This is a genomic window from Streptomyces incanus (assembly GCF_042656345.1).
Taxonomy (GTDB): Bacteria; Actinomycetota; Actinomycetes; order Streptomycetales; family Streptomycetaceae; genus Streptomyces; species Streptomyces incanus.
Genome location: NZ_JBHSPC010000037.1, coordinates 185,398 through 201,079, shown reverse-complemented (window position 1 = coordinate 201,079; position 15,682 = coordinate 185,398). Strand labels below are relative to the sequence as shown.

Sequence of the window (15,682 nt, the reverse complement as noted above, 5' to 3'; positions counted from 1 at the left end):
CATCCACCACGCTGACCAGCCGCGTTGCCTTACGCCTCACGAACTACAGCTGCCGTGACAGTCCCGGCAACAGCGTGGCAGGGCCGGGTGGGCCCCCTGATCCGGCATTCCGCCCCTCGCAACTATCGACCACGCTGTTCAATGTCGCGGACAAAGACCGCCGGAGTGGGATCGGCATATCCGTGGCATATCCGTGGCGTATCCGTACCTGCCCGGATGGGCTAATGCCCCGGTGCAGATAGCGCGAGAAGGCGTCCCCGGAGCCGGGGGCCGTTCTTGCCTGCCGTCGGGTGTGTCGGACCGGTCGAAGCGAGCGGCAGCGCACGCGGTTTCCGGTTCGCCTCCGTTTCACACCCCTGTCGCCGGCACAGGCCCGCCGCGAGCACCACGAACAAGCAGGTGAGGCCGCTGGAGCGCGCCGCGCAGCTCAGGCGGGGTGCTCGCCGGGACACATCGGGGCGGGTGCTTTCCGGTCGACTGGCAGAAGGGGACCTGTGGGGGGAGCATTTTCCTCACGAATCCGCACCACGCGGGCTGACCCGCGGATCGATGATGCGGTGGCGAACGGCGAACGGCGGACATGGTGCGAAGCGGAAGAAGGTGCGGCCCCATGGACGGAAATACCGGCGGGAAGCTACGCCGGATGTTCCTGGCCGCGTCGTCGGTCCTGTGCGTTCTCGCGGGAGTGTCGTGCGCCCCTCGCGGCGCCTCTGCCACCAGGACCCCGGACTGTGAGCGCACCCTGGTGGGAGTGGCCCACCCTGACGACGACCTCTACTTCATCGATCCAGAGATCCGTGAAACCGTCCGGGCCGGATGTCAGGTCACCACCGTTTACCTCACCGCGGGCGATGACGGCAAGACGCCTCGGCGGGCGGCCCTGGAGTATGTCGAGAACAGGGAGAAGGGCGTACGCGCGGCCTACGCCGAGGTGGCGGGGGTGCCTGACCGCTGGACCGACAGGACTGTACGGGTCAACGGCCGCAGCATCCGGTCCGTCACGCTCGACGGCGCCGCCGCCACGGTACGACTGGTCTTCTTCGGACTCCATGACGGTCTCCCCCGGGGGCAGGGCGAGGACAGCCTGCTCAAACTGTTCGTCGGCACCCGCCAGAGCATCCCGTTCTTCGAGAGCGAGGAGAGCATCACCGGGGAACAGCTCGTGAGGAGCCTCTCCGCCCTGGCCCGGCAGGACAAAGCGCAGAGGATCCTCACCCTCGACTACGACAACGCCTCGTTCGCCTTCGGGCTCAGCGGAAGAGTCGACCACAGCGACCACGGTATCGGGGCCCGCTACTTCAGGCAGGCGGGATACACCGCCGGGATCCCCGTGTCCTCCTACCTCGGGTACACGATGTCACCGCTGAGCCCCAACCTTCCCCAGGACCAAGTACCCCCGAAAGAGGCAGCCGTCAGGCGCTATCTGGCTCAGGTCGCCTGCGGCTCCCGCGACTGCGGCACCACCGCTCTCTACGAGAGACCACTTCCGCTCGACGCGTTGAAGTGGGTCCACCGCCAGTACCGGCAGATCCGCCGCAGTCCTCGTCCGGGAGAGATCCTGGCGGACATCGGAAGGACCACCGCCCACACGGGCAGAGACCCTGAGCAGTGCCTCGAAGCGGTGCGGGCGGAACCGGAGAACGGCGCCGTCAGGCTCAACAGCTGTGGGGGTACCACTGAGCAGAAATGGGACATCCGGGACGACGGCACCATCAGGTCGCAGCGCTTCCGGGGCTACTGCCTCGCCCTGGTGACGGCCGGAGTGGGACTGGCCCGGTGCGCCCCGGCACGCGCGGAACAGCGGTGGACACAGGAGCCGTGGCAGAGCACCACCTGGAAACGCACGGCGTGGCGCATCGCGGGGGCGAAGAACATGTGCCTCTACCAGGACGACCGGCACCTTCCCCCGCGATGGGACTCAGGAGCGGATCGCAGCCCCCGACTCGGCCTGATCAGGTGCGACGCGCAGACCCAGCCCGGCATCTTCTGGAGTCGACACGATCCCGAGCACCCCGCGTCGACGGGCGGGTGAGCCGTCCGAGCGGCGCCCCGCCAAGTCCGGTGTCCGTCGAACCGTGCCCCTCACGGCAAAGGGAACGCAGCCGACGACACGGTCTCCAGCGGAACGCGAGGCGACCTCACCCGAAGTCCGACACACTCCTGCTTCGGCAAGCCTGCGTTCCGCGTAATTCGAGGGCCATGGAGTCCTTGCCGGGCTGAAGGCGCGGGCACCACCCTCACCAAGCCCCGGACCGACCTCCTGGCCAAGCTCGGCATCCCCGCACCGAAGCAGATCATCACGCTCGAACCCGCACCCCGCTGACCAGCACGAACACCAGCGCTCAGAGAGACGCCTCTCAGGCGCTCTCACCCATGTCCGCGCAGGTCACGCCCCAGATTCGCGACTCCAGACCGCTGAATTACGCGGAACGCAGACAGGAGGGCAAGGTCGCTCCGGTGGCCGGCAGCAGTCAGGTCCTCGACCTCGCGGACTCCTTCTTCGACATCTTCGACGCGATCACGCCGACGTGGACATACGACGACAACGGACAGGGCCCGGGCGACCGACGCGAAAGGGAACTCGCCGCCATGCTCTCCTTCGCCGAACACTCCCCGCGATGAGTGGGGCTCGGCTACGCGTCACCGATGAAGACGGTGTGATCTGGGAAGACCCCTCGGAACAGCAGGTTCAGCGCCTGTATGCCGGACTCGACCTGCGTCGCCGTTTCCTCGGCCTGGAGAGACTCGACGTTCCCCCTTCGGAATCCGGGGAGCATTACCTTCAGGTCCCGGCTCAACGACGATCTGACCGTCGAGATCGAGCACCGGGACGGAAGCGCTGCCGCGCACTACCGCGCCGAGGCCGATGTGCCGTCCGACCAAGGGGGGAGCGAGAGCGTCGAGCCGGTGCTGCTCGGATGGGCGGTGGGGCGTGCGGGCCGGCGCGCCCGATTCCCGTGGACGCGGTGGGACGTGACGCGGGAGTGCCCGTGGGACGAGAACTCCACGATCGACGGAGAATGAACCTGGGGCCGGCCGGAGAAGGAGGGGCGTCGAGATCGCCGAGAAGGTCGACACACCCGAGGCGGTCGGGGCCTTCCCGGTACGGCAGGCGAGGCTGTGACCGGCCCCGGTCGGGACCGCGAGGTCGGCCGCGTTTGATCCCAGCCACCCCCGGGGTATTCTCTCCGTCCCGATTGGCCAGGCCGCTGCCCGCTGTGGCAGACTAGCGGGGTTGCTCGGTCGAGTGCCGATGCTGCGCGTCTCCCGCCGGGAGGACCGGAAGCGAGTCCCACAGTACTCGTCGTCCCATGCATTACATCGAGAGATGTAGGGGCGGACGTACGGGAATCTTCCGGGAAGCGTCAGCGGGGTGCAGACCAGGCGCCCGGTGGGCCTCTCGCCCCCGCCCGCGGTTCCGGAAGGGCCCGCACTCCCATGCAGGGAAGTTCCGACAAGGGACATTCATGTCAACGGGAGCGCGACACGCCCGACCGCGTGGGTCGGAGGAGGGGAGGGTGAGTGACAGAGCAGGCAAACCATCGGGTTCCGGAGCGTTACTAGAGACAGGACTACGAAGTAGCCATGGCGGGACAGAAGATCCGCATCCGGCTCAAGGCCTACGACCACGAGGTCATCGATTCCTCGGCGAAGAAGATCGTCGAGACGGTGACGCGTACTGGTGCGTCGGTCGCGGGCCCGGTGCCGCTGCCCACTGAGAAGAACGTGTACTGCGTCATCAAGTCGCCGCACAAGTACAAGGACTCGCGCGAGCACTTCGAGATGCGCACGCACAAGCGCCTGATCGACATCCTCGACCCGACCCCCAAGACCGTTGACTCTTTGATGCGACTCGACCTCCCGGCCGGTGTCGACATCGAGATCAAGCTCTGAGGCCGGTGATCTGAAGAGATGACAAAGCAGATCAAGGGCATCCTGGGCGAGAAGCTCGGCATGACGCAGGTGTGGGACGAGAGCAACCGTGTTGTTCCCGTCACCGTCGTCAAGGCCGGACCCAACGTCGTCACCCAGGTCCGCACGAACGATGTCGACGGCTACGAGTCCGTCCAGATCGCCTTCGGCGAGATCGACCCGCGCAAGGTGAACAAGCCCCTCAAGGGTCACTTCGCCAAGGCCGACGTCACCCCCCGCCGCCACCTCGTCGAGATCCGCACGGCCGACGCCGCCGAGTACACGCTCGGTCAGGAAGTCACCGCCGAGGTCTTCGAGGCCGGCATCAAGGTCGACGTGACCGGCAAGAGCAAGGGCAAGGGCTTCGCCGGTGTCATGAAGCGTCACAACTTCAAGGGCCTCGGCGCCGGACACGGCACCCAGCGCAAGCACCGCTCTCCCGGCTCCATCGGTGGCTGCGCCACCCCGGGCCGCGTGTTCAAGGGCCTCCGCATGGCCGGCCGCATGGGCAACGAGCGGGTCACCACCCAGAACCTGACCGTCCACGCCGTTGACGCGGAGAAGGGTCTGCTGCTCATCAAGGGCGCGGTTCCCGGTCCGAACGGCGGCCTCGTCCTGGTCCGCACTGCGGCCAAGGGGGCCTGAGGTAACCGATGAGCACTGTTGACATCCTTTCGCCTGCCGGCGAGAAGACCGGAAGCGTCGAGCTCCCCGCGGAGATCTTCGGCGTGGAGAAGATCAGCATCCCGCTGATCCACCAGGTCGTCGTCGCGCAGAACGCCGCTGCCCGTCAGGGCACGCACAAGACCAAGCGTCGCGGTGAAGTCCGTGGTGGCGGCAAGAAGCCGTACCGCCAGAAGGGCACCGGCCGTGCCCGTCAGGGCTCGACCCGTGCGCCGCAGTTCGCCGGCGGTGGCGTCGTCCACGGCCCGCAGCCGCGCGACTACTCGCAGCGGACCCCGAAGAAGATGAAGGCCGCGGCCCTGCGCCACGCCCTCACCGACCGGGCCCGCCACGACCGCATTCACGTCGTCACCGGCGTGATCGAGGGCGAGAACCCCTCCACGAAGGCCGCCCGGACGCTGTTCGGCAAGATCTCGGAGCGTAACAACCTGCTCCTGGTCGTCGACCGCGCCGACGAGGCCGCGTGGCTGTCCGCCCGCAACCTGCCCCAGGTCCACATCCTGGAGCCGGGCCAGCTGAACACGTACGACGTTCTCGTCTCGGACGACGTGGTCTTCACCCAGGCCGCTTTCGAGTCCTTCGTCGCCGGCCCGAACAAGGCCAACGACAACGAAGGGAGCGAGGTCTGATGGCAATCCGTCACCCCTCCATCGCCTCCAAGGCGGCGAAGAAGGCCAAGGCCGCGCGCGTCGCCAAGGCACGCCGCCACGCCACCGAGGGCAAGAACACCGTCGTCACCCCGGCGAGCAAGGCGTACACGGACCCCCGTGACGTCCTGATCAAGCCGGTCGTGTCGGAGAAGAGCTACGCGCTCATCGACGAGAACAAGTACACGTTCATCGTCGCTCCGGGCTCCAACAAGACGGAGATCAAGGAGGCCGTGCAGGCGGTCTTCTCGGTCAAGGTCACCGGGGTCAACACGATCAACCGCCAGGGCAAGCGCAAGCGCACCCGCACCGGCTTCGGCCAGCGCGTGGGCACCAGGCGCGCGATCGTGACCCTTGCCGAGGGCGACCGTATCGACATCTTCGGCGGTCCGACCTCCTGACGGAGGTCCGGATCGTCCGGAATCGGACGAGGACTGAGAAATGGGAATCCGCAAGTACAAGCCGACTACGCCGGGCCGTCGTGGCTCCAGCGTCGCCGACTTCGTCGAGGTCACGCGGTCCACGCCGGAGAAGTCGCTGGTCCGCCCGCTGCACAGCAAGGGCGGCCGTAACAACTCAGGTCGTGTGACCGTTCGCCACCAGGGTGGCGGACACAAGCGCGCCTACCGCGTGATCGACTTCCGTCGTCACGACAAGGACGGCGTGCCGGCGAAGGTCGCGCACATCGAGTACGACCCCAACCGCACCGCGCGCATCGCGCTGCTGCACTACGCCGACGGCGAGAAGCGTTACATCCTCGCCCCGCGCAACCTGCAGCAGGGCGACCGCGTCGAGAACGGTCCCGGGGCCGACATCAAGCCGGGCAACAACCTCGCCCTGCGCAACATCCCGGTCGGTACGACGCTGCACGCCATCGAGCTGCGTCCCGGCGGCGGTGCCAAGTTCGCCCGCTCCGCCGGCGCCTCGGTGCAGCTGCTCGCGAAGGAGGGCACCATGGCCCACCTGCGCATGCCGTCCGGTGAGATCCGCCTGGTCGACGTCCGCTGCCGCGCCACCGTCGGTGAGGTCGGCAACGCCGAGCAGAGCAACATCAACTGGGGCAAGGCCGGGCGCAAGCGTTGGCTGGGCGTCCGCCCGAGCGTGCGTGGTGTGGTCATGAACCCGGTGGACCACCCGCACGGTGGTGGTGAGGGCCGTACCTCCGGTGGTCGCCACCCGGTGTCCCCGTGGGGTCAGAAGGAAGGCCGTACTCGTTCGCCCAAGAAGGCGTCGAACAAGTACATCGTCCGCCGCCGCAAGACGAACAAGAAGCGCTAGGAGCGGGTTTAGATGCCGCGTAGTCTCAAGAAGGGGCCCTTCGTCGACGACCACCTGATCAAGAAGGTGGATGTCCAGAACGAAGCCGGCACCAAGAACGTCATCAAGACCTGGTCCCGTCGCTCGATGATCGTCCCGGCCATGCTCGGCCACACGATCGCGGTGCACAACGGCAAGACCCACATTCCGGTGTTTGTCACCGAGTCGATGGTCGGCCACAAGCTCGGCGAGTTCTCGCCGACGCGCACCTTCCGGGGTCACGTCAAGGACGACCGGAAGTCGAAGCGCCGCTAAGGCGGGGTGGAATGACCATGACAGACACTGGAAGGACAACCATGGAAGCCAGGGCCCAGGCGCGGTACATCCGCGTTACGCCCATGAAGGCCCGCCGAGTGGTGGACCTTATCCGTGGCATGGATGCCACGGAGGCTCAGGCGGTCCTGCGTTTCGCCCCGCAGGCCGCGAGCGTGTCGGTCGGCAAGGTGCTGGACAGCGCCATCGCCAACGCCGCGCACAACTACGACCACACCGACGCCGACAGCCTCGTCATCTCCGAGGCGTACGTCGACGAGGGTCCGACCCTGAAGCGGTTCCGGCCGCGTGCCCAGGGCCGCGCCTACCGGATCCGCAAGCGGACCAGCCACATCACCGTGGTCGTCAGCAGCAAGGAAGGAACCCGGTAATGGGCCAGAAGGTTAACCCGCATGGGTTCCGGCTCGGCATCACCACCGACTTCAAGTCGCGCTGGTACGCCGACAAGCTGTACAAGGACTACGTCAAGGAAGACGTCGCCATCCGTCGGATGATGACGTCCGGCATGGAGCGCGCCGGTATCTCGAAGGTGGAGATCGAGCGCACCCGTGACCGTGTGCGGGTGGACATCCACACCGCGCGTCCGGGCATCGTCATCGGCCGCCGTGGCGCCGAGGCCGACCGCATCCGCGGCGACCTCGAGAAGCTCACGGGCAAGCAGGTCCAGCTGAACATCCTCGAGGTCAAGAACCCCGAGACCGATGCTCAGCTGGTGGCCCAGGCCGTTGCCGAGCAGCTCTCCTCCCGCGTCTCCTTCCGCCGTGCCATGCGCAAGAGCATGCAGTCGGCGATGAAGGCGGGCGCCAAGGGCATCAAGATCCAGTGCGGTGGCCGCCTCGGCGGCGCCGAGATGTCCCGCTCGGAGTTCTACCGCGAGGGTCGTGTGCCCCTGCACACGCTCCGCGCGAACGTGGACTACGGCTTCTTCGAGGCCAAGACGACCTTCGGCCGCATCGGTGTGAAGGTCTGGATCTACAAGGGCGACGTCAAGAACATCGCCGAGGTCCGCGCCGAGAACGCCGCTGCCCGCGCCGGCAACCGCCCGGCCCGTGGCGGTGCCGACCGCCCGGCCCGTGGTGGCCGCGGTGGCGAGCGTGGCGGTCGCGGTCGCAAGCCGCAGCAGGCTCCCGCTGCCGAGGCCCCCAAGGCCGAGGCTCCGGCTGCCGCTCCGGCTGAGAGCACCGGAACGGAGGCCTGACCGACATGCTGATCCCCCGTAGGGTCAAGCACCGCAAGCAGCACCACCCGAAGCGCCGTGGTCAGGCCAAGGGCGGTACGACGGTCGCGTTCGGCGAGTACGGCATTCAGGCCCTCACGCCGGCGTACGTGACCAACCGTCAGATCGAGGCGGCCCGTATCGCCATGACCCGCCACATCAAGCGTGGCGGCAAGGTCTGGATCAACATCTACCCGGACCGTCCCCTGACGAAGAAGCCTGCCGAGACCCGCATGGGTTCCGGTAAGGGTTCTCCGGAGTGGTGGATCGCGAACGTGCACCCGGGTCGGGTCATGTTCGAGCTGTCCTACCCCAACGAGAAGATCGCCCGTGAGGCGCTGACTCGCGCAGCCCACAAGCTGCCGATGAAGTGCCGGATCGTCAAGCGCGAGGCAGGTGAAGCGTGATGTCGGCCGGTACCAAGGCGTCCGAGCTGCGCGAACTGGGTGACGAGGAGCTTCTGGCGAAGCTTCGCGAAGCCAAGGAAGAGCTGTTCAACCTCCGCTTCCAGGCGGCGACCGGACAGCTCGAGAACCACGGTCGGCTGAAGGCCGTCCGCAAGGACATCGCGCGGATCTACACCCTGATGCGCGAGCGCGAGCTGGGCATCGAAACGGTGGAGAACGCCTGATGAGCGAGAACAACGTGACTGAGACGAACACCGGGGCTCGAGGCTTCCGCAAGACCCGCGAGGGCATCGTCGTCAGCGACAAGATGGACAAGACCGTCGTCGTCGCTGTCGAGGACCGCAAGAAGCACGCGCTGTACGGGAAGGTCATCCGCAGCACGAGCAAGCTCAAGGCCCACGACGAGCAGAACTCGGCCGGCGTCGGCGACCGTGTCCTCCTGATGGAGACCCGGCCGATGTCCGCGACGAAGCACTGGCGCATCGTCGAGGTCCTCGAGAAGGCCAAGTAGGTAATTCCCGCAAGGGAATTCCAAACAGTACGTTCCTGCGAGGCACCCCTCGCAGGACAGTTCCGCCAGGCTCCGGGGGCCGATCCGATCGGCCCCCGGGGAACCGGCAGACAAACAGGAGATAGACGTGATCCAGCAGGAGTCGCGACTGCGCGTCGCCGACAACACGGGGGCGAAGGAAATCCTTTGCATCCGTGTGCTCGGTGGCTCCGGTCGCCGCTACGCGGGCATCGGTGACGTGATCGTCGCCACCGTCAAGGACGCGATCCCCGGTGGCAACGTGAAGAAGGGTGACGTCATCAAGGCGGTCATCGTTCGCACCGTCAAGGAGCGCCGCCGTCCCGACGGCTCGTACATCCGCTTCGACGAGAACGCCGCCGTCATTCTGAAGAACGACGGCGACCCCCGCGGCACCCGTATCTTCGGCCCGGTCGGCCGAGAGCTGCGCGAGAAGAAGTTCATGAAGATCATCTCCCTCGCGCCGGAGGTGCTGTGAGCATGAAGATCAAGAAGGGTGACCTGGTCCAGGTCGTCACCGGCAAGGACAAGGGCAAGCAGGGCAAGGTCATTGCCGCTTACCCGCGTGAGGACCGCGTCCTGGTCGAGGGCGTCAACCGGGTCAAGAAGCACACCAAGGCCGCCCCGACCGCCCGCGGTTCGCAGGCCGGCGGGATCGTGACCACCGAGGCCCCGGTCCACGTCAGCAACGTTCAGCTCGTCGTGGAGAAGGACGGCCAGAAGGTCGTCACCCGCGTCGGCTACCGCTTCGACGACGAAGGCAACAAGATCCGCGTTGCCAAGCGGACGGGTGAGGACATCTGATGACGACCACCACCACTCCGCGTCTGAAGACGAAGTACCGCGAGGAGATCGCGGGCAAGCTGCGTGAGCAGTTCTCCTACGAGAACGTCATGCAGGTTCCCGGCCTCGTCAAGATCGTGGTCAACATGGGTGTGGGCGACGCCGCCCGCGACTCGAAGTTGATGGACGGCGCCGTGCGCGACCTCACCACGATCACCGGTCAGAAGCCGGCCGTCACCAAGGCCCGCAAGTCCATCGCGCAGTTCAAGCTGCGTGAGGGTCAGCCGATCGGTGCCCACGTCACCCTCCGTGGCGACCGCATGTGGGAGTTCCTGGACCGCACCCTGTCGCTCGCGCTGCCGCGCATCCGCGACTTCCGTGGTCTGTCCCCCAAGCAGTTCGACGGCCGTGGCAACTACACCTTCGGTCTCACGGAGCAGGTCATGTTCCACGAGATCGACCAGGACAAGATCGACCGTGTCCGGGGTATGGACATCACCGTGGTCACCACGGCGACCAACGACGAAGAGGGCCGTGCCCTTCTCCGTCACCTCGGCTTCCCGTTCAAGGAGGCGTGAGCGAGATGGCGAAGAAGGCTCTCATCGCGAAGGCTGCTCGCAAGCCCAAGTTCGGAGTGCGCGGCTACACCCGTTGCCAGCGCTGCGGTCGTCCGCACTCCGTGTACCGCAAGTTCGGCCTGTGCCGCGTGTGCCTTCGTGAGATGGCTCACCGCGGCGAGCTGCCGGGCGTGACCAAGAGTTCCTGGTAATCCGGTAGTTCCGGACTCCCAGGGCTCTCGGTAAGCAAGGGGAACGGCAGGCGGTCCGCTCCGTATGGCTTAGGCTTGCGGGGTTGGGCACCTGCCGTGCCCGAACGCACGCGGGCATCGCTCGCTAATGTTGCTTACTACGCCGTAGGTCCACCGCGCCGCACCCGTCCCGTCTCGGATCGGGGAGAGGGATGGCGCACCAGGAAACCACGGCGAGAGAGGCCGAAGGCCAATTCATGACCATGACTGATCCGATCGCAGACATGCTGACGCGTCTGCGGAACGCGAACTCGGCGTACCACGACTCCGTGACGATGCCGGCATCCAAGATCAAGTCTCACATCGCGGAGATCCTCCAGCAGGAGGGCTTCATCACGGGCTGGAAGACGGAGGACGCCGAGGTCGGCAAGAACCTCGTCCTCGAGCTGAAGTTCGGCCCCAACCGTGAGCGCTCCATCGCGGGCATCAAGCGGATCTCCAAGCCCGGTCTCCGGGTGTACGCGAAGTCCACCTCCCTGCCGAAGGTGCTGGGCGGCCTCGGCGTGGCGATCATCTCCACGTCGTACGGGCTCCTCACCGACAAGCAGGCCGGCAAGAAGGGCGTGGGTGGGGAAGTCCTCGCCTACGTCTGGTAGCAGAAGGGAACGGAGGAAACAGCTATGTCGCGCATCGGCAAGCTCCCCATCGCGGTTCCCGCCGGCGTGGACGTCACCATCGACGGCCGCACGGTTGAGGTCAAGGGCCCGAAGGGCTCGCTGACCCACACCGTCGTGGCGCCGATCGAGATCGCCAAGGGTGAGGACGGCGTGCTGAGCGTCACCCGCCCCAACGACGAGCGTCAGAACAAGGCCCTCCACGGCCTGTCCCGCACGCTGGTGGCGAACATGATCACCGGCGTGACCCAGGGTTACGTGAAGAAGCTCGAGATCAGCGGTGTCGGTTACCGCGTGCTCGCCAAGGGTTCGAACCTGGAGTTCTCTCTCGGTTACAGCCACCCGATTCTGGTCGAGGCCCCCGAGGGCATCACCTTCAAGGTGGAGTCCGCGACCCGGTTCTCGGTCGAGGGCATCGACAAGCAGAAGGTCGGCGAGGTTGCGGCGAACATCCGCAAGCTGCGCAAGCCCGACCCGTACAAGGCCAAGGGCGTCAAGTACGAGGGCGAAGTCATCCGGCGCAAGGTCGGAAAGGCGGGTAAGTAAGCCATGGCATACGGGCAGAAGATCCTCAAGGGCGACGCCTACAAGCGTGCTGCTATCAAGCGTCGTCACATCCGGATCCGCAAGAATGTCTCTGGTACCGCCGAGCGTCCTCGCCTGGTCGTGACCCGCTCCAACCGCCACATCGTGGCGCAGGTGATCGACGACCTGAAGGGCCACACCCTGGCTTCGGCGTCCACGCTGGACGCATCGATCCGCGGTGGCGAGGCCGACAAGTCCTCGCAGGCCAAGCAGGTCGGTGCCCTGGTCGCGGAGCGCGCCAAGGCCGCCGGAGTCGAGGCTGTCGTATTCGACCGCGGTGGCAACCAGTACGCGGGGCGCATCGCCGCCCTGGCGGACGCCGCCCGCGAAGCCGGACTCAAGTTCTGAGTCGGTTCCGTAGCTAGCGGAAACAGAGAGAGGTAATTCCAATGGCTGGACCCCAGCGCCGCGGTGGCGGTGCCGGTGGCGGCGAGCGGCGGGACCGGAAGGGCCGTGACGGCGGCGCAGCTGCCGCCGAGAAGACCGCATACGTTGAGCGCGTCGTCGCGATCAACCGTGTCGCCAAGGTTGTGAAGGGTGGTCGTCGCTTCAGCTTCACCGCGCTGGTCGTGGTGGGCGACGGTGACGGCACCGTGGGTGTCGGATACGGCAAGGCCAAGGAGGTGCCGGCCGCCATCGCCAAGGGTGTGGAGGAGGCCAAGAAGCACTTCTTCAAGGTCCCCCGCATCCAGGGCACCATCCCGCACCCGATCCAGGGTGAGAAGGCTGCCGGCGTCGTGCTGCTCAAGCCCGCGTCCCCGGGTACCGGTGTGATCGCCGGTGGTCCGGTGCGTGCCGTGCTCGAGTGCGCCGGTATCCACGACATCCTGTCGAAGTCGCTCGGCTCCGACAACCAGATCAACATCGTGCACGCGACCGTGGCGGCCCTCAAGGGCCTGCAGCGTCCCGAGGAGGTCGCGGCCCGCCGCGGTCTGCCGCTCGAGGACGTCGCCCCCGCGGCTCTCCTCCGTGCACGTGCCGGGGCGGGTGCGTAATCATGGCGCAGCTCAGGATTACGCAGGTCAAGTCCTACATCGGCAGCAAGCAGAACCACCGTGACACCCTGCGTTCGCTGGGCCTGAAGAGGCTCAACGACGTGGTCGTCAAGGAGGACCGCCCCGAGTTCCGCGGAATGGTGCACACCGTCCGCCACCTCGTGACGGTCGAGGAGGTCGACTGATCATGGCGGAGCAGAACCCGCTCAAGATCCACAACCTCCGTCCCGCCCCGGGCGCCAAGACCGCCAAGACCCGTGTGGGTCGTGGTGAGGCGTCCAAGGGTAAGACGGCCGGTCGTGGTACGAAGGGCACCAAGGCCCGTTACCAGGTTCCGGAGCGCTTCGAGGGTGGCCAGATGCCCCTTCACATGCGTCTCCCGAAGCTGAAGGGCTTCAAGAACCCGTTCAAGACCGAGTTCCAGGTCGTGAACCTCGACAAGCTGGCCGCGCTCTACCCCGAGGGTGGCGAGGTCACCGTCGAGGGTCTGGTGGCCAAGGGGGCCGTTCGCAAGAACAGCCTCGTCAAGGTCCTCGGCCAGGGCGAGATCTCCGTGGCACTGCAGGTGACGGTCGACGCCGTCTCCGGCTCCGCCAAGGAGAAAATCACCGCTGCCGGCGGTACCGTCACCGAGCTCGTCTGAACCACTCAGGCGTGCCGATGACATGAGCGATCCCGACCGGGGATACCCCACATATGGGGTATCCCCGGTTGGTCGTTCCTAGGGCGGTGGTCTCGCCGGTAAGGTGACTTGCACTGCCCACTTCCCCCGGGCGCCCCACACGGGCACTTCGGGCGGAAGCTGACCGTTATGTATTCGTCGAACCTCAAGACCATCACCCTTGACGCGGTTGCGCGGGGGTCGCAGGAGGCACCGTGCTCACCGCGTTCGCCCGGGCGTTCAAGACGCCCGACCTGCGCAAGAAACTGCTGTTCACACTCGGCATCATCGTGGTGTACCGGATCGGTACGAAGGTGCCGGTTCCCGGTGTCGATTACCGGAGCGTGCAGACCTGTATCGACGCGGCCCAGGCGAACCAGGGCCTGTTCGGGCTGGTCAACATGTTCAGCGGCGGCGCGCTGCTGCAGATCACGGTCTTCGCACTGGGCATCATGCCGTACATCACGGCGAGCATCATTCTCCAGCTGCTGACCGTGGTGATCCCGCGGCTGGAGGCCCTGAAGAAGGAGGGTCAGGCCGGTACCGCGAAGATCACGCAGTACACCCGTTACCTGACGGTGGCGCTCGCCATCCTGCAGGGCACCGGCCTGGTGGCCACCGCCCGCAGCGGCGCCCTCTTCCAGGGCTGCCCGGTGGCGAGCGAGATCGTCCCCGACCAGTCGATGTTCGTGACCATCACCATGGTCATCACGATGACCGCCGGTACGGCCGCTGTGATGTGGCTCGGTGAGCTGATCACCGACCGCGGCATCGGCAACGGAATGTCGATGCTGATGTTCATCTCGATCGCCGCCACCTTCCCCTCCGCCCTGTGGGCCATCAAGGAGCAGGGCAGCCTGGCGGGCGGCTGGATCGAGTTCGGCACGGTCCTGCTCGTCGGTCTGGTCATGGTCGGCCTGGTCGTCTTCGTCGAGCAGGCACAGCGCCGGATTCCCGTGCAGTACGCGAAGCGCATGATCGGCCGCCGTTCCTACGGCGGCACGTCGACCTACATCCCGCTCAAGGTGAACCAGGCGGGTGTCATCCCCGTCATCTTCGCCTCGTCGCTGCTCTACATCCCGGCGCTGATCGTCCAGTTCTCCAGCTCCACCGCGGGCTGGGCGACGTGGGTCACGAAGAACCTGGCCGACACGGGCGCCACGCCGCACATCATTCTGTACTTCTTCTTGATCGTGTTCTTCGCGTTCTTCTATGTGGCGATTACCTTCAACCCCGAAGAAGTCGCTGACAACATGAAGAAGTATGGTGGTTTCATCCCGGGCATCCGGGCTGGCCGACCGACCGCTGAGTACCTGAGTTACGTACTTAACCGGATCACCTGGCCGGGTTCGCTGTACTTGGGTCTGATCGCTCTCGTGCCGACGATGGCGTTGGCCGGTTTCGGGGCAAACCAGAACTTCCCGTTCGGCGGGACCAGCATCCTCATCATCGTGGGTGTCGGTCTCGAGACGGTGAGGCAGATCGAGAGCCAGCTCCAGCAGCGCAATTACGAAGGGTTCCTCCGCTGATGCGAATCGTCCTCGTCGGGCCGCCTGGTGCTGGAAAAGGCACGCAGGCCACCCGTCTAGCCGAGAAGCTGCGCATCCCTCACATCTCCACCGGTGACCTGTTCCGGGCCAACATCAGCCGGCAGACCGAGCTGGGCAAGCTCGCGAAGTCCTACATGGACGCGGGCAACCTGGTACCGGACGAGGTCACCATCGCCATGGCGAAGGACCGCATGGAGCAGCCGGACGCCGAGGCCGGCTTCCTGCTGGACGGCTTCCCGAGGAACGTCTCCCAGGCCGAGTCCCTGGACGAGCTGCTGGAGACCGAGGGCATCACGCTGGACGCGGTGCTGGACCTGGAGGCCCCCGAGGCCGAGGTCGTCAAGCGGATCGCCGGGCGGCGGATCTGCCGCAAGGACTCCAGCCACGTCTTCCACGTGACGTACAGCAAGCCGAAGCAGGAAGGCGTCTGCGACGTCTGTGGCGGCGAGCTGTACCAGCGTGACGACGACTCCGAGGAGACGGTGCGCACCCGGCTGGAGGTCTACCACACGCAGACCGAGCCGATCATCGACTACTACAAGGCCCAGGGCCTCGTGGTGACGATCACGGCGACGGGCCCGGTCGACGAGGTCACCGGGCGCGCGCTGGAGGCGCTCAAGCGCGACCAGTAGCTGTGTCCGTCCGGCCGCGGCTCCCTGCGGGGAGCCGCGGCCGACGTGTGTGCGGGGACGCGGGCGCGG

At 66.5% G+C, this 15,682-nt stretch carries 26 protein-coding genes; all 26 read left to right on the top strand.

Features of this window, described 5'->3' with window-relative positions; genetic code table 11:
* Positions 1 to 610 precede the first annotated feature (610 nt).
* The 26 genes from ACFP2V_RS15275 to ACFP2V_RS15150 all read left to right on the top strand — a co-directional run bounded on the left by ACFP2V_RS15275 (position 611) and on the right by ACFP2V_RS15150 (position 15,613).
* Positions 611 to 2,032 carry a ricin-type beta-trefoil lectin domain protein gene (locus ACFP2V_RS15275; RefSeq protein WP_381211454.1) on the top strand — a complete coding sequence of 474 codons (1,422 nt, stop codon included), beginning with the start codon at positions 611 to 613 and terminating at the stop codon, positions 2,030 to 2,032.
* Positions 2,033 to 2,373: 341 nt separating this feature from the next.
* Positions 2,374 to 2,622, top strand: a complete 249-nt coding sequence (locus tag ACFP2V_RS15270) for a hypothetical protein (RefSeq protein WP_381211493.1) — start codon at positions 2,374 to 2,376, stop codon at positions 2,620 to 2,622.
* A 78-nt stretch (positions 2,623 to 2,700) separates the two neighbouring features.
* Positions 2,701 to 3,024, top strand: a complete 324-nt coding sequence (locus ACFP2V_RS15265) for a hypothetical protein (protein WP_381211451.1) — start codon at positions 2,701 to 2,703, stop codon at positions 3,022 to 3,024.
* A 561-nt stretch (positions 3,025 to 3,585) separates the two neighbouring features.
* A complete protein-coding gene (gene rpsJ / locus ACFP2V_RS15260; RefSeq protein WP_003948644.1) occupies positions 3,586 to 3,894 on the top strand; it encodes a 30S ribosomal protein S10 in 309 nt (102 codons plus the stop codon).
* An 18-nt stretch (positions 3,895 to 3,912) separates the two neighbouring features.
* On the top strand, positions 3,913 to 4,557 hold the full coding sequence (rplC, locus tag ACFP2V_RS15255; protein WP_055605688.1) for a 50S ribosomal protein L3: 645 nt from the start codon (positions 3,913 to 3,915) through the stop codon (positions 4,555 to 4,557).
* An 8-nt stretch (positions 4,558 to 4,565) separates the two neighbouring features.
* Complete coding sequence (gene rplD / locus ACFP2V_RS15250) at positions 4,566 to 5,225, top strand: 50S ribosomal protein L4 (RefSeq protein ID WP_381211447.1); 660 nt, start codon at positions 4,566 to 4,568, stop codon at positions 5,223 to 5,225.
* Positions 5,225 to 5,644 (top strand): 50S ribosomal protein L23, encoded by a 420-nt coding sequence (rplW, locus tag ACFP2V_RS15245; RefSeq protein WP_381211444.1) that lies wholly within the window; start codon positions 5,225 to 5,227, stop codon positions 5,642 to 5,644. The genes rplD and rplW overlap by 1 nt, the downstream gene beginning before the upstream one ends.
* Positions 5,645 to 5,684: 40 nt before the next feature.
* Complete coding sequence (gene rplB, locus ACFP2V_RS15240; protein ID WP_055592169.1) at positions 5,685 to 6,521, top strand: 50S ribosomal protein L2; 837 nt, start codon at positions 5,685 to 5,687, stop codon at positions 6,519 to 6,521.
* A gap of 12 nt (positions 6,522 to 6,533) precedes the next feature.
* A complete protein-coding gene (rpsS, locus tag ACFP2V_RS15235) occupies positions 6,534 to 6,815 on the top strand; it encodes a 30S ribosomal protein S19 (protein ID WP_003948639.1) in 282 nt (93 codons plus the stop codon).
* Between the two features lie 41 nt (positions 6,816 to 6,856).
* The gene (rplV, locus tag ACFP2V_RS15230; RefSeq protein WP_381211440.1) at positions 6,857 to 7,204 is read left to right on the top strand and encodes a 50S ribosomal protein L22; all 348 of its coding nucleotides are present in this window, start codon (positions 6,857 to 6,859) and stop codon (positions 7,202 to 7,204) included.
* Positions 7,204 to 8,031, top strand: a complete 828-nt coding sequence (rpsC, locus tag ACFP2V_RS15225; protein ID WP_010986347.1) for a 30S ribosomal protein S3 — start codon at positions 7,204 to 7,206, stop codon at positions 8,029 to 8,031. The genes rplV and rpsC overlap by 1 nt, the downstream gene beginning before the upstream one ends.
* 5 nt (positions 8,032 to 8,036) lie before the next feature.
* On the top strand, positions 8,037 to 8,456 hold the full coding sequence (rplP, locus tag ACFP2V_RS15220) for a 50S ribosomal protein L16 (protein ID WP_004927269.1): 420 nt from the start codon (positions 8,037 to 8,039) through the stop codon (positions 8,454 to 8,456).
* Positions 8,456 to 8,680 carry a 50S ribosomal protein L29 gene (gene rpmC / locus ACFP2V_RS15215; protein WP_030831683.1) on the top strand — a complete coding sequence of 75 codons (225 nt, stop codon included), beginning with the start codon at positions 8,456 to 8,458 and terminating at the stop codon, positions 8,678 to 8,680. Before rplP ends, rpmC begins: the two co-directional genes overlap by 1 nt.
* Entirely contained in the window at positions 8,680 to 8,967 is a 288-nt protein-coding gene (gene rpsQ, locus ACFP2V_RS15210; RefSeq protein WP_381211435.1) for a 30S ribosomal protein S17, read from the top strand. Before rpmC ends, rpsQ begins: the two co-directional genes overlap by 1 nt.
* Positions 8,968 to 9,094: 127 nt before the next feature.
* Positions 9,095 to 9,463, top strand: coding sequence for a 50S ribosomal protein L14 (rplN, locus tag ACFP2V_RS15205; protein ID WP_003992364.1), 369 nt, complete (start codon positions 9,095 to 9,097; stop codon positions 9,461 to 9,463).
* Positions 9,464 to 9,465: 2 nt separating this feature from the next.
* A complete protein-coding gene (rplX, locus tag ACFP2V_RS15200) occupies positions 9,466 to 9,789 on the top strand; it encodes a 50S ribosomal protein L24 (protein WP_042165101.1) in 324 nt (107 codons plus the stop codon).
* Positions 9,789 to 10,346: a 50S ribosomal protein L5 gene (rplE, locus tag ACFP2V_RS15195; protein WP_042165103.1), complete on the top strand. Its 558-nt coding sequence runs from the start codon at positions 9,789 to 9,791 to the stop codon at positions 10,344 to 10,346. Before rplX ends, rplE begins: the two co-directional genes overlap by 1 nt.
* A 5-nt stretch (positions 10,347 to 10,351) precedes the next feature.
* Entirely contained in the window at positions 10,352 to 10,537 is a 186-nt protein-coding gene (locus ACFP2V_RS15190) for a type Z 30S ribosomal protein S14 (protein WP_003948630.1), read from the top strand.
* A 236-nt stretch (positions 10,538 to 10,773) separates the two neighbouring features.
* Positions 10,774 to 11,172 (top strand): 30S ribosomal protein S8, encoded by a 399-nt coding sequence (gene rpsH, locus ACFP2V_RS15185; protein ID WP_332430061.1) that lies wholly within the window; start codon positions 10,774 to 10,776, stop codon positions 11,170 to 11,172.
* A 24-nt stretch (positions 11,173 to 11,196) separates the two neighbouring features.
* Positions 11,197 to 11,736 carry a 50S ribosomal protein L6 gene (gene rplF, locus ACFP2V_RS15180; protein ID WP_381211429.1) on the top strand — a complete coding sequence of 180 codons (540 nt, stop codon included), beginning with the start codon at positions 11,197 to 11,199 and terminating at the stop codon, positions 11,734 to 11,736.
* 3 nt (positions 11,737 to 11,739) lie between these two features.
* Complete coding sequence (rplR, locus tag ACFP2V_RS15175; protein ID WP_055592173.1) at positions 11,740 to 12,123, top strand: 50S ribosomal protein L18; 384 nt, start codon at positions 11,740 to 11,742, stop codon at positions 12,121 to 12,123.
* A gap of 41 nt (positions 12,124 to 12,164) precedes the next feature.
* Positions 12,165 to 12,770 carry a 30S ribosomal protein S5 gene (gene rpsE / locus ACFP2V_RS15170; RefSeq protein WP_030221015.1) on the top strand — a complete coding sequence of 202 codons (606 nt, stop codon included), beginning with the start codon at positions 12,165 to 12,167 and terminating at the stop codon, positions 12,768 to 12,770.
* 2 nt (positions 12,771 to 12,772) lie between these two features.
* A complete protein-coding gene (gene rpmD / locus ACFP2V_RS15165) occupies positions 12,773 to 12,955 on the top strand; it encodes a 50S ribosomal protein L30 (protein ID WP_042165115.1) in 183 nt (60 codons plus the stop codon).
* A gap of 2 nt (positions 12,956 to 12,957) precedes the next feature.
* Positions 12,958 to 13,413: a 50S ribosomal protein L15 gene (gene rplO / locus ACFP2V_RS15160; protein WP_023547373.1), complete on the top strand. Its 456-nt coding sequence runs from the start codon at positions 12,958 to 12,960 to the stop codon at positions 13,411 to 13,413.
* 233 nt (positions 13,414 to 13,646) lie between these two features.
* Positions 13,647 to 14,960, top strand: a complete 1,314-nt coding sequence (gene secY, locus ACFP2V_RS15155) for a preprotein translocase subunit SecY (protein WP_381211423.1) — start codon at positions 13,647 to 13,649, stop codon at positions 14,958 to 14,960.
* Positions 14,960 to 15,613 carry an adenylate kinase gene (locus tag ACFP2V_RS15150; RefSeq protein ID WP_381211420.1) on the top strand — a complete coding sequence of 218 codons (654 nt, stop codon included), beginning with the start codon at positions 14,960 to 14,962 and terminating at the stop codon, positions 15,611 to 15,613. The genes secY and ACFP2V_RS15150 overlap by 1 nt, the downstream gene beginning before the upstream one ends.
* Positions 15,614 to 15,682 lie beyond the last annotated feature (69 nt).